Genomic DNA, 13,908 nt, shown 5'->3' with positions numbered 1-13,908 from the left:
AATTGAACAATAAAAAATAATATTCATGAAATTAAACAAAGTGCTTTTAGCTTTTTTTATTTGTTGTTTTCAAGCAGGAATTTCTCAGACATTTACGCAACCTATTGCAGATTTAGCAGATCCTCATATTACTTATGTAAACGGATACTATTACTACACTGGAACTACTGGTGGAGACATTTCTATTAAAAAGGCAACAACTCTTGAAGGCTTAAAACAAGTGAGATTAACAAGATTATTTGGACCGGGAAATGTGGGTGCTCAAACAGGAGACTATTGGGCTCCCGAATTACATCAACTGGATGGGAAGTGGTATATTTATTACACTGCTAAAGAAACAGGGTCAAATGTTCAAAAATCATTTGTGATCGAAAACAGTACCAGCGACCCAATGTCAAATAATTGGAATTTCAGGGGAAAGCTTTCTTCTACGGGTGCGGATTATTATGCTATAGACGGAACAGTTTTGGAACTTTTAGGGAATCGCTATTTTTTCTGGTCAGGAATAGACGCAACAACAAATGCACTTGGAAGAGATAAACCGCAAAGAATTTATGTGTCTTTAATGAGTAATCCGTGGACTCTGACTGGCTCAAGGTCATTGTTATCAAGCCCAGGGGAATTGTCTGGAGGAAATTTTGGTGATGTAAATGAAGGACCTGAAATTCTTTTAAAAAACGGAAAGATATTTATGGCCTATTCTGCCAATGGTTGTTGGACACCAGACTACAAAATGGGGATGATGTATATGAATGATTCGGCTAATCCTTTACTTCTGTCTTCTTGGACAAAGATGCCTGACCCTGTTTTTGCAACAAATGCGGCAACCCGTAGCTATGGTCCGGGACACAATTGTTTCTTTAAATCTCCGGACGGTACAGAAGATTGGTTTGCCTATCATGCAACGCCAAATTCTGGAGGTGATTGCGGAAATACTAGAACTACAAGAGCTCAAAAAATCACTTTTGATGGAAACGGAATTCCACAATTTGGAAAGCCTTCCGTTATAGGAGAACCAGTAACTGCACCTAGTGGAGAACCTACATTGCCTTTTCAAGGGGTGGCAAATGGGCTGTATAAGATTAAACAAAAGAACACTACAAAATTAGTTGAAATTGCAGGAGCTGTTTATGGCAATCCTGCAAACATTATACAATGGGAGGACAACGGAGGACTAGGGCAAAAATGGTGGATTCAAGCTACTGGGGATGGTTATTATACTTTTATATCTGCATTGAGTGGTTTAGCAATGGAAATTGGAGGTTGTAGCGTTTCTAATCTAGCCAGTGCCACAATTTGGACGCCTAATGGAGCTCCTTGTCAATTATGGTCTATAACGGATATCGGTTCAGGGAATTATAGTATTACTAATAAGAATAGTGGTAAAACACTCGAGATAGATGCTGCTGATATTAATGTTAATGGGGGAAATGTTCAGCAAAACACTTCGACTGGAACAGATAGTCAACAGTTTAAACTTGAATTTGTAAGAGCAACATTAAACACATTAAATAGGGATAGGTCTAACACGGTGAAAATTTATCCAAATCCAGCAAAAGAAAAATTTACAATTACTGGACTAAATAACCAAGACAGCATTGTACAAATCAAAATTATTGATATTGCAGGGAAAACTATAAGAGAAACTAATACGACTACAACTGATGGGGAATGTAAGGTTGATGTTTCGTCTTTAAAATCAGGATTATATTTTATTCATATTTCTAATGAAGGAAATACGATTTACGAAAAAATAATTATTGATTAAATCCCTTGTTGAAAAGCATGTAAAACATCCAGAATTGAGTCAAAAACAATTAAAAAAAAACAATGAAAAAAGCGATTTTAATTATGTCTTTTATGTTCATTACAGTAATAACTATTGGGCAAAACAAAAAACACATGAATACTAAACTACTTAAAAAAAGCGATTTTGAAAGAGAAATAGATGGTAAACAGATCTCACTGTATACGTTAAAGAATAATTCGGGAATGATTTCGGAAATTACCAATTATGGGGGTAAAGTTGTTTCATTATGGACCCCAGATAGAAAAGGTCATTATGAGGATATAGTTTTGGGATATCCAAATATTGATGATTATTTAAATTCTAAAGAAAAATATTTTGGAGCTTTAATAGGTAGATATGGTAATCGTATTGCGAACGGAAAATTTTCAGTAGATGGTAAAGAATATGATTTGGCCAAAAACAATGGCCTGAACCATCTTCATGGAGGAAATAAAGGATTTGAATCTGTTGTTTGGGATGCTGTACAGGTGGATCATCAAACTTTAGAACTACGATATGAATCAAAAAACATGGAAGAAGGTTATCCTGGAAATCTTGTTGTAAAGGTTGTTTACAAACTTACAAACAATAACGAATTGAAAATTGAGTATTGGGCATCCACTGATGCTCCAACGGTAGTAAACTTAACTCATCATTCATTTTTTAATTTAAAAGGAGCTGGAAACGGGACGATCAACAACCATCTTTTACAGATCAATGCGGCCTATTACACACCAGTTGACGAAGGGTTAATTCCTACTGGAGAAATAGCCAGTTTAGAGAATACAGCTTTTGACTTCCAAAAAATAACTGCAATTGGGCAAAGAGTCAATGCCGAAAATCAGCAACTCAAATATGGTCTTGGTTACGACCACAACTTTGTCCTTAATCAAAATTTGGAAGGTTTAAACTATGCCGCAAAGGTTATAGAACCTGTGTCCGGGAGAACTATGGAAGTTTACACAAATGAACCTGGATTGCAGTTTTACGGAGGGAACTTTTTAAATGGTACTGAAATCGGAAAAAAAAGTAAAGCTTATGAGTATAGAACAGCTTTTTGTTTGGAGACCCAACATTTCCCGGATAGCCCTAATAAAAATCATTTCCCTACAACTACAGTAAATCCCGGGGAAAAATACTACTCTATTTGTATTTATAAGTTTTTTATTTCAAAATAAGGCAAAATTTTAAATTATATAAGATGACTATCCGCTAAGTGGGCTAAATTTTCAAGAGAGAACTATTTCTAAAAAAGTTAGCCAATAATTTTATTAATTTTCACCAATTTTTTTAAAATTAGAATAGAAATTCGCGGCAATTCGGGGCTTGAATAATGAATTGGTATTAGTTACTGACAACCATTTTATATAAATAAGGACAAGCAATACTTTAGTTTTGTCAAAGCAATAAATTTGTATCTTTAAATCAACAGTTCAACCGATGAGCTGGACCTACGTAGCGAATAAAGTTAACGCCTTATCGCTTGATTAGGACTTCATCGGTTTTTAGTAAAAAGTATCAGAGTAGGGATTTTATAGGGTTTAGCTCATCATAACGAATTCCTGACATTCAAAGCACTTTTGTTCTCAATTTGCTCTTTTTTGCCTTTCAAAATCATTTGTGCCAGTAACTTTCCCATAACTTCAAAATTGGTTGAAATCGTTGTGATGCCGTTTTCAACTACCTTTTTAAGCGGGGTTTCGTTGTATGATATAATGCCGTAATCACTGCCCAATTGTAGGTTTTGCATTTTTGCTTTTTCTATAACGCTGACTAAATCCCTGTCACTCGGGATGATGTACACTTCGCCTTTATTAATTTCCCGATTCTTAAATTCAGTGATGATTTCATAATCGAAAGCAAAGTCGCTGCAGAAATTCTCAAAACCAATTCTCATGCCCAGCGGTTCGCGAAATCCTGGGAAAATCATAATCAGTTTTTTGTATTTGTTCAATCTGGATTTCCCTTTCAGTAAGCCGTCATAAATGTCTTTTACGAAATTTTGATACACGGCAGGAAAGGATTTTAGTTCTGGATTGGTCTGGTCTAATATGTATACATCATTAACTGGTAGGGTTTTTATCACGGTGGCTGCCAAGGTTAAATTGGTCGGCATGATGATGTATTTGGTGTAATTGCCATTACTGTCATTAATTAGTTTCTGGAAAACAGGAGCATTAAAATGATGAAAGAAAATGTCTACCTGAACATTTGTACCAATGTTTTCCAGAAACGAATTATACAGGTCTTCTTTGAAAATATTCAATTCGTCAAAAAGTAAAAAAATCCGTTGTTTTATTCTTACTTCGGTGCTTTTTATATAGTATCCTTTCCCAAGAATAGCATAAATAATACCTCTTTTTTTTAATTCGTCGTAGGCTAGAAGAACCGTATCTCGAGACAATGAAAACTCTAAGCACACTTTATTTATTGAGGGGAGTTTGTCTCCTTTTATTAATTTTCCTTCTTCAATTCCCTTCTCAACGGTAATGATTATTTGTTTGTATTTAGGAACTCCAAGATTGTTTTGAATGGAAATTATTGTCATATAAAATGGAATTTCTTGGCAATATACAAAAACTGGTAGGTACTGGTATGTAAGTAACGGTAATTATTTTACTTTTGGTTTTAATATTTCATAAATAAATAATGAAAATAAAACACATATCACATTTTAAAGCTAATTCTGTAATGAAATTATTTGGTTTTACATCAGATGGTGAAGAGGTTTCTCTTTATGAATTAACTAACAAAAATGGAATGCAACTTAAAATCACCAATTATGGTGCAACTATTACTTCGTTGAAAATGCCACTGAAAAACGGTGCATTGGTAGATGTGGTATTGGGTTTTGATACTTTAGATGCTTACATAAAATCATTTGATCTGGAAAGTGCGCCATACTTTGGTGCAACCATTGGAAGATATGCTGGCAGAATTAATAATGGCTTTTTTAGTTTGAACGGTAAAGCTTTTCATTTAAATAAAAACAATAACAATAATTCGTTACATGGTGGAAATATTGGATATAGTCAAAAAAATTGGCGAGTAGAAAACGTGAAAGAAGGCAAAAACCCGGCTATTACTTTCGCATATTTCAGTCCTGATGGGGAAGAAAATTATCCAGGAGGCTTATCAGTAGAAATCACCTATATGGTATCGGAAGACAATGAATTAATTATAGAGTATAAAGCCATTTCGACCGAAGATACAGTTGTGAATTTAACCCATCACAGTTATTTTAATCTCGATGGTCACGATTCTGATATTTTAGAACAAGAGTTAATCGTTAACGCTCAAAAAATGGTAGAGACTACTGATCAAAATAGTCCAACTGGTAGATTTTTGGATTTAGATAATAAACCTTTCGATTTTAATCAACCTAAAAAGTGTCCTCCAAAAATTGATGCCACTTTTGTATTAGAAAAGGAAAATGAATTTGCTGCTTCTCTTTTTAATAAAAATAATAATTTGAAAATGACCGTTTATACGAATCAGCCCGCGGTTCATATCTATGTTGGTGGGAACTGTTTTGATACAATAAAAGGAAAAGAAAATGCAAATTATCATGCTTTGAGCGGTATTTGTTTTGAGACGCAAAATTTTCCTGATGCACCAAATCACGAACATTTCCCGAATGCTATTCTAAAAAAAGGTGAAATATATTATCATAAAACAAGTTATAAATTCCAATCTTTTTAAAATGAAAAATAGTAAAACTATATTGTCGTTGTTACTGTTATTTTTGTTTTTTACGTCCAGTAATTCTCAAACGAATGTGGATCATACGCCAACTCCAATAGTTGCTACTTTTGCAAAAGGAGCTGATATAGGATGGTTGCCACAAATGGAAGCCACAGGATATAAGTTTTATGATACCGACGGTACTGAAAAAGATTGTTTGCAATTACTCAAAGACAGAGGAATGAATACCATTCGATTGCGGGTTTGGGTAAACCCTTCTAATGATAAAGCAAGCGGACATTGCAGTGCAGCCGAAACTGTTGTAGCGGCTTTACGCGCTCAAAAATTGGGCATGCGCATTATGATTGATTTTCATTATAGTGATACTTGGGCCGATCCGGCAAAACAAGCGAAACCCGCAGCCTGGGCAAATCATACTTTTCAGGAGTTAATGACGGATGTGTATGATCATACTTTTGATGTTTTGAATGCCTTGAAATCAGCAGGAGTTACTCCGGAATGGGTTCAGGTAGGCAATGAAATTCCAGGTGGAATGATGTGGCCGGAAGGAAGTACCAAAAACTGGAATCAATTGGCACAATTACTCAACAAAGGGTATGAAGCTACAAAAGCTATTGATCCTAAAATTAAAGTAATCGTTCATCTTGACGAAGGAAATAATAATGAAAAATTCAGATTATTTTTTGATAACGCTACAGCAAATAATGTAAAGTACGACGTGATTGGACTGTCCTATTATCCTTTTTGGATCAAGAAAGATTACACAGAAACTATTGTGGATTTAGCGTATAATCTAAACGATATGGTGGACAGATACAACAAAGAAGTGATGGTTGTAGAAGTTGGTGGGGAATATGACAAAGCGCAAAATACGTACGAAATGTTAGCAGCAACAATCAAAGCAGTCGAAGCGGTACTAAATAATAAAGGACTTGGCGTAATGTATTGGGAACCACAAGGAGAAAAAAGTTGGAGCGGTTATTCCCTGAGTGCTTGGCAGTCTGACGGAAAACCATCAATGGCTTTAGATGCGTTTAAGGATTAGTTAAAGAAAAGAAATGCCGCTTAATCCTAGGAAAAAAACAGCATTTTATTAATTTTTTTGCAACATAAGTAAGTCGAAAGTTTAAAAGTCGTAAAGTCAAAAGAATTAACTTTAAGTAAAACAGCTTTAAATCATATTGTTACATAATTTTATCCTGATTTTAAAATACGACATTATACCATGGTTATTACTTATAAGTCATTGAAGTTTTTAATTTGAATTAAATCAAGTAAAAACTCGGTATTCGTTTAAGTAAAGTCATTAATCATTTAAAGAATATTTTAACTTACATTCACTGTAAATGGTTAATTGACAAGCGTACAATGCTATACAACCAGAAGTACATGGAGCAGGACTAAAGAGCGGTAAATTGACCTTGTACGCTACGAAATAAACCAAAATTCATATAGTTTTACTGAATATTTAAAAAAATAACAACAGCGAGTTCCTAAAAAAAGGAAATGGATAATTTTTAAATCATGAATGACATTTTAGTACACAAAACAATTGATTTTTTTCAGGAGACTTTTGGATCAGAGCCTGAAAAAATTGTTCTTTCCCCGGGCAGAATCAATATTATAGGAGAGCACATTGATTACAACGATGGTTTTGTTTTGCCGGCAGCCATCGATAAAATTATTTGTTTTGCTTTCGAAAAAAACAATTCGGATACCGCTAAAATTGTGGCTATAGATTTGAATGACGAGTTCGAAGTTTATACAAACGAAGAGCAAAATCAGACGGATAGTGTATGGACAAATTACCTGCGTGGTGTTCTGAATCAATTGAAAAGGAACGGTTATTCCGTGGAGGGTTTCAATTGTGTTTTCAGCAGTAATATTCCGGTTGGTTCCGGTTTGTCATCTTCGGCGGCTTTAGAATGTGGCTTTTTGTATGGTTTAAATGAACTGTTCAATTTTAAAATTAAACCCATTGATATTGCGCTTATGGGACAAAAAGCAGAACATTGGGTGGGAATCAATTGCGGAATTATGGACCAGTTTTCCAGTGTAATGGGTCTTGAAAACAAAGTCATAAAAATTGATTGCAGGACATTAGAATATGAATACCATAATGCTAATTTTAGTGATTACTCCTTAGTTTTATTCGATAGTAATGTCAAACATTCCTTGTTTAGCTCGGCTTACAATACCAGACGGAAAGAATGTGAAGAAGGAATATCGATAATTAGTGCTTATTTCCCGGAAATTAGTAGTTTTAGAGATTGTAAAGAAGAGGACGTTTGGAGTCTAAAAGATAAAATGTCTGCGAATGTTTTCAAAAGGAGCCTTTTTGTAGTGAAAGAAATGAATCGCGTGAAACTGGCTTGTGACGCTTTGGATGATGGAAACATTGAAGTTTTAGGACAGCTAATGTTCAGTACGCACGAAGGATTATCATTGGATTATGAAGTGAGTTGTGCCGAATTGGATTTTTTAGTACACACGGTGAAAGAGGACAAATCAGTGATAGGCTCTCGATTAATGGGCGGCGGTTTTGGTGGTTGTACCATTAATTTGATTAAAAAAGGACAAGAAGAGCGAATTAAACAGCAGCTTTCTACTCTTTATTTAGATAAATTTGGAATAGAATTAAAAATTTATGATGTTAAAATCGGAAATGGAACATCACTTTACACTGCTTAATAAATGAAAAATTTTGATATCAACGAAGATCCGCACAGACGTTATAATCCGTTAATCAACGAATGGGTGCTGGTTTCTCCACATCGTTCGAAACGCCCTTGGCAAGGGCAAAATGAAGTGGTACCTTCGGATGCATTGCCCGAATATGACCCGACTTGTTATTTGTGTCCAGGGAATGTTAGAGCGAATGGAATGGTAAATCCGGATTATGAAAGTTCTTTTGTTTTTGAAAATGATTTTGCTGCTTTAAAACAAGAAGAAATAGCTTTTGAGGAAAATATAAGCGAGACTTTTTTTAGAGCAAAACCAGAAAGAGGAATTTCTCGAGTGGTTTGCTTTTCGCCAAAACACCACTTGACATTGCCAGAAATGCCGGCCGAAGCGATTGAAAATATCATTCGTACCTGGCAAAAAGAATATATGGATTTGGGTAATGTGGAGTACATCAACCACGTTCAGATTTTTGAAAATAAAGGAAGTGCGATGGGGTGCAGCAATCCGCATCCGCACGGACAAATTTGGGCGCAATCGTCTTTGCCAACCGAAGTGGAAAAAACACAAAAAAATCTAAAAACGTATTTTGATAAACACAACAGAACACTTTTTCAGGATTACTTACAAGAGGAAATGAAACTGGACGAGCGCATTGTTGTTGAGAATGATCATTTCGTGGCATTTGTCCCTTTTTGGGCGATTTGGCCCTACGAAACTATGATTGTCAGCAAACGAAATGTGAGTAAAATAACTGATTTCACGGAAACTGAAGTGACGGATTTTGCGGTTATTTTAAAACAATTGACAACCAAATACGATAACCTTTTTGAAACATCTTTTCCATATTCATCCGGAATTCATCAGTCGCCAACAGACGGAGAATTGCATCCGGAATGGCATTTTCACATGCATTTTTATCCACCGTTATTGCGGTCTGCAACCGTAAAGAAATTTATGGTAGGGTATGAAATGATGGGTGAATCGCAAAGGGACATCACGGCGGAGAAAAGTGCAGCCGTTTTAAGAGCGCAATCAAATGTACATTATAAAAATAGATAACCATTAACCAATAACTAAATACATTTAACCAATGCAAACTTTAGCAATCCAAGATTATATTGTCTTTTTCTTCTATTTCATCCTGATTGTCAGTTATGGAATATGGATTTACAGAAAGAAAAAGAAAGAAGAAACGAGCAGTAAAGATTATTTCTTAGCAGAAGGATCGCTTACTTGGTGGGCCATAGGCGCATCATTAATTGCCAGTAATATTAGTGCGGAGCAATTTATAGGAATGAGTGGAAGTGGTTTTAAAATGGGACTGGCGATTGCTACGTATGAATGGATGGCAGCTTTTACCTTGATTATCGTTGCTATTTTCTTTATTCCGGTATACTTGAAAAATAAAATTTTCACCATGCCGCAATACCTGAATCAAAGGTATAACAGTAATGTTGCTATGATTATGGCTGTTTTTTGGTTGTTGTTGTATGTCTTGGTCAATCTTACTTCTATATTGTATTTGGGCGCTTTGGCGATAAGCAGCATTTCTGGTCTGGATATTACTTTGTGTATGATTTTCTTAGCGTTTTTTGCGGTGATGATTACGCTGGGCGGAATGAAAGTGATTGGGTATACGGATGTGATTCAAGTTTTCTTTTTGATCTTGGGTGGATTGGTTACTACTTATTTAGCATTGAATTTAGTTGCCGAAGAATTTGGTTCTACGGGAGTTATAAATGGGTTCAATTTGATGACGACTCATGCAAACGACCATTTTCACATGATTTTTGAAAAAACGAATCCTAATTATATGGATTTACCAGGATTGTCAGTTTTGATAGGAGGAATGTTAATCATCAATTTAAATTATTGGGGATGTAACCAATACATTACACAACGTGCGTTGGGGGCGGATTTAAAAACGGCGAGAAATGGAATTTTGTTTGCTGCTTTCTTGAAATTGCTAATGCCTATAATTGTTGTTTTGCCCGGAATAGCTGCTTTTGTATTGTATCAGAACGGGCATTTTGGCGCTGAAATGTTGCAAGATGGTACAGTAAATCCTGATCGTGCGTATCCGGTTTTGTTAAATTTGCTTCCTGTGGGCCTAAAAGGACTTTCATTTGCTGCTTTGACTGCGGCGATTGTAGCGTCATTGGCCGGAAAAGCGAATAGTATCGCTACTATTTTTACGTTGGATATTTACAAAACCAAATTGAATGTGCATGCCGATGAAAAGACATTAGTTAATGTGGGGAAGAAAGCAATTGTAGCGGCGATGTTAATTGCAGTTGTAGTAGCGCCTTTTCTTGGAATTGATAAAAAAGGAGGATTTCAATACATTCAGGAATATACAGGTTTTGTAAGTCCGGGCGTTTTCGCTATGTTTATTTTAGGATTCTTTTGGAAAAAAACAACTTCTAACGCGGCTTTGTTTGCAACAATTGGTGGATTTATGTTTTCTATTCTGTTTAAATTCATGCCGGCTTTTGTAGATTTATCGTTCCTTCATTCTTCCGGTTTTTCAGTTCCAAATGGGAATGGTGTCTATGAAATTCCTTTTATTGATCGCATGGGATTTGTTTTCTTAATTTGTGTCATCGGGATGTACAGCATCAGTATGTATGAAACAGCGCGAGGCGTTAAAACTAATGGTCTGGAAATTGATCGTACCATGTTTAAAATGTCACCAGGTTTTACCGTAGGCATGTTGATTGTTCTTTCGATTATTGCAGCGTTTTACACTATTTTTTGGTAGATAATGTTTTAGATTCAAAAAAAGCGATGCGTTCAATTTCTATTGAATTCATCGCTTTTTTGTTGTTTAAAAAAGTGTATTGAGGATCATAAAAACGATTCAAATCCATTAGTTATGAATCCATAAAAACTTCAATTAATCTTAAATAAAAAAGACATCTAATAAAAACATAGAAAAAAGAGCCAGATAGTCCAATTATTAGGTTGCTTCGCCAGTCCTTCTGTGGTATTGGGTCACATAGATTTGGTTTTTTCTAAAAAAAAGTGACAGGCCTACCGGAATTATAAAATCGATATTTCTAGCCAGCACAGAGCGAAGTCGGAGTGAGGTTTAAAAATTAGACCTAATGGCTATAAGGACTTTTTTAATTTAGGACTGATTATTTCCCGAAGAAACGTTATATTTTTAGTTTAATTTTTCGTGTCCATTTTTTTATTAGATGAGACAAAAACTCTAAAGGTGTATTAACCCAAAAATATAAGGCACAAAAAAAAGCCTTCGGAGTAACGAAAGCTTTTGTAGTTGTTAAGGTCTTTTTAGTTGGTTACTAATGCATCTTGTTTCCAAATTTTTACGGAAGCAATTCTGCTGTTAGAATAGTCTACTTCGTTTAAATTATTGCCATTCCAAAAAAGCCATTTTCCAGTTTTTTCTCCATTTTCATAAATAGCAACAGATAGTTTATTACCATTTGTGTCGTACGCAGTCCAGATTCCTTCCAATTTTCCATTTTTAAAGAAGCCTTCTTGTTGTACTTTTCCATTTTCAAAGTAGTAAGTTGTTTTTACTAAATCACCTAGAGCTTCTAATTTTGGATTATTTTCTTGAGCGAATGTTATTCCTGAAAAAAGCAGTGCGGTTAATATTATATATTTTTTCATGGTTTTGGGTTTTTAAAATTCATATTGGCTTAACAAATATATAAATTATTTTACAATAAAAAAACTTTTACTTAACAATTTAGTAACATTAGAATAAAATTTAACATTTTAACGAAGTGCCTTGCGTTACTCATTACTAAAATTTCTTATTTCTCAATTCATTATTCATAATTAGTCCTAAATTTGCAGCCATGTCCAAAGGACAAAATAATCAAAAATTTAGAACATGTATAGAAGTCATAACTGTGGCGAGTTGAACGCCTCACACATTAACACCGAAGTTACACTTGCCGGTTGGGTGCAAAAATCACGTGATAAGGGATTTATGAACTGGGTTGATTTGCGCGACCGTTATGGAATTACGCAATTAATTTTTGACGAAGGTCGTTCGGATAAAACAGTTTTTGAAAGAGCTAAAACCCTTGGTCGTGAATTTGTGATTCAAGTAAAAGGTACTGTTATTGAGCGCGAAGCCAAAAATAATAATATCCCAACGGGAGCGATAGAAATTTTAGTAACGGAACTTACTATTTTGAATGCTTCTCTCACGCCTCCTTTTACTATTGAAGACGAAACGGATGGTGGCGAAGATATCCGAATGAAATACCGTTACCTTGATATCCGAAGAAATCCAGTGAAAAACAGTTTGATGTTTCGCCATAAAGTAGCGATGGAAGTGCGTAAATATCTTTCGGTTTTGGATTTCTGTGAAGTAGAAACTCCTTATTTGATCAAGTCTACTCCAGAGGGAGCCAGAGATTTTGTGGTGCCTTCCAGAATGAATGAAGGGCAATTTTACGCATTGCCACAATCCCCGCAAACGTTCAAACAATTATTGATGGTGGGCGGAATGGATAAATATTTCCAAATCGTAAAATGTTTCCGAGATGAAGATTTGCGAGCAGACAGACAGCCGGAGTTTACACAAATTGATTGTGAAATGGCTTTTGTGGAACAAGAAGATATTTTGAATGTTTTCGAAGGACTGACCAGACATTTATTAAAAGAAATAAAAGGTATTGAAGTAGAAAAATTTCCAAGAATTACCTATGAATATGCTATGAAGACCTACGGAAATGACAAGCCGGACATTCGTTTCGGAATGGAGTTTGGGGAATTAAATGAAGTAGCACAACACAAAGAATTCCCAGTTTTTAATGCGGCGGAATTTGTGGTTGGAATTACAGTTCCGGGAGTTGGGAGCTATACCCGCAAAGAAATTGATGGATTAATTGACTGGGTGAAGCGTCCTCAAGTGGGTGCATCCGGAATGGTGTATGTAAAATGCAATGAAGATGGAACCTATAAATCATCCGTTGACAAATTTTACGATCAAGACGATTTAGCACAGTGGGCAAAAATCACCGGAGCAAAACCCGGAGATATGATTTTTGTGCTTTCTGGTCCTACTGATAAAACGCGAACGCAGTTAAGTGCGTTGCGTATGGAACTCGCCACTCGTTTAGGATTGCGAAATCCAGCTGAATTTGCTCCGTTGTGGGTGGTTGATTTTCCTTTATTAGAGTTTGACGAGGAAAGTGGCCGTTACCATGCCATGCATCATCCTTTTACATCTCCTAAGCCGGAAGATATGCACTTACTGGAAACCGATCCAGGGAAAGTTCGTGCCAATGCGTATGATATGGTTTTGAATGGAAATGAAATTGGTGGTGGTTCAATACGTATCCATGATAAAGCAACACAGGAATTAATGTTCAAATATTTAGGCTTCACAGCGGAAGATGCAAAAGTGCAATTTGGATTCCTGATGGATGCATTTCAGTTTGGCGCACCGCCACACGGAGGATTGGCTTTTGGATTGGACCGTTTAGTAGCCATTCTTGGCGGACAGGAAACCATTAGAGACTTTATTGCCTTTCCAAAAAATAATTCGGGCAGGGATGTTATGATTGATGCTCCGTCTAAAATTGACGAATCACAGTTAAAAGAGCTGCATATAAAGTTAGCGTAATTGTAGTTTGTCGATAAAATTCGTTAGAAAACGTTGAATGTCAATATTTTTGCAAAATAAAAACACAACATCGTATTTCGTATTATATTAAATATTACATTTGCTCCATTATAAA

The 13,908-nt window shown here is 35.4% G+C and carries 10 protein-coding genes; 8 read left to right on the top strand and 2 right to left on the bottom strand.

From position 1 onward, the window contains the following. The first annotated feature begins 25 nt into the window (after nt 1-25). Nucleotides 26-1,768 carry a family 43 glycosylhydrolase gene (locus tag EKM03_RS10495; RefSeq protein WP_126740389.1) on the top strand — a complete coding sequence of 581 codons (1,743 nt, stop codon included), beginning with the start codon at nt 26-28 and terminating at the stop codon, nt 1,766-1,768. A gap of 62 nt (nt 1,769-1,830) precedes the next feature. Continuing rightward, a complete protein-coding gene (locus tag EKM03_RS10490; RefSeq protein ID WP_126564493.1) occupies nt 1,831-2,967 on the top strand; it encodes an aldose epimerase family protein in 1,137 nt (378 codons plus the stop codon). Nucleotides 2,968-3,338: 371 nt separating this feature from the next. Here the strand turns inward: EKM03_RS10490 and EKM03_RS10485 are convergent, their stop codons facing one another. Further along, entirely contained in the window at nt 3,339-4,337 is a 999-nt protein-coding gene (locus EKM03_RS10485; protein ID WP_126740387.1) for a GntR family transcriptional regulator, read from the bottom strand. Nucleotides 4,338-4,438: 101 nt separating this feature from the next. Between EKM03_RS10485 and EKM03_RS10480 the strand changes: the two genes are divergently transcribed. From EKM03_RS10480 to EKM03_RS10460, 5 genes are all read left to right on the top strand, one after another. Next, a complete protein-coding gene (locus EKM03_RS10480) occupies nt 4,439-5,491 on the top strand; it encodes an aldose epimerase family protein (RefSeq protein WP_199741562.1) in 1,053 nt (350 codons plus the stop codon). A gap of 1 nt (nt 5,492) precedes the next feature. Beyond that, nucleotides 5,493-6,539 carry a glycosyl hydrolase 53 family protein gene (locus EKM03_RS10475; RefSeq protein WP_126740385.1) on the top strand — a complete coding sequence of 349 codons (1,047 nt, stop codon included), beginning with the start codon at nt 5,493-5,495 and terminating at the stop codon, nt 6,537-6,539. A gap of 479 nt (nt 6,540-7,018) precedes the next feature. Beyond that, on the top strand, nt 7,019-8,185 hold the full coding sequence (gene galK, locus EKM03_RS10470) for a galactokinase (RefSeq protein ID WP_126740383.1): 1,167 nt from the start codon (nt 7,019-7,021) through the stop codon (nt 8,183-8,185). 3 nt (nt 8,186-8,188) lie between these two features. Next, nucleotides 8,189-9,238, top strand: coding sequence for a UDP-glucose--hexose-1-phosphate uridylyltransferase (locus EKM03_RS10465; RefSeq protein ID WP_126740381.1), 1,050 nt, complete (start codon nt 8,189-8,191; stop codon nt 9,236-9,238). 31 nt (nt 9,239-9,269) lie between these two features. Further along, nucleotides 9,270-10,940 carry a sodium/sugar symporter gene (locus EKM03_RS10460; protein WP_126458206.1) on the top strand — a complete coding sequence of 557 codons (1,671 nt, stop codon included), beginning with the start codon at nt 9,270-9,272 and terminating at the stop codon, nt 10,938-10,940. 536 nt (nt 10,941-11,476) lie between these two features. Here EKM03_RS10460 and EKM03_RS10455 read toward each other — a convergent pair. Beyond that, complete coding sequence (locus EKM03_RS10455; protein WP_126740379.1) at nt 11,477-11,821, bottom strand: toxin-antitoxin system YwqK family antitoxin; 345 nt, start codon at nt 11,819-11,821, stop codon at nt 11,477-11,479. 226 nt (nt 11,822-12,047) lie between these two features. Between EKM03_RS10455 and aspS the strand changes: the two genes are divergently transcribed. Continuing rightward, nucleotides 12,048-13,793, top strand: a complete 1,746-nt coding sequence (gene aspS / locus EKM03_RS10450; protein WP_126740378.1) for an aspartate--tRNA ligase — start codon at nt 12,048-12,050, stop codon at nt 13,791-13,793. Nucleotides 13,794-13,908: the final 115 nt, after the last annotated feature.

Source organism: Flavobacterium sp. GSP6, from assembly GCF_003984855.1.
Taxonomy (GTDB): Bacteria; Bacteroidota; Bacteroidia; order Flavobacteriales; family Flavobacteriaceae; genus Flavobacterium.
This window is presented reverse-complemented; position numbering and strand designations above follow the sequence as displayed.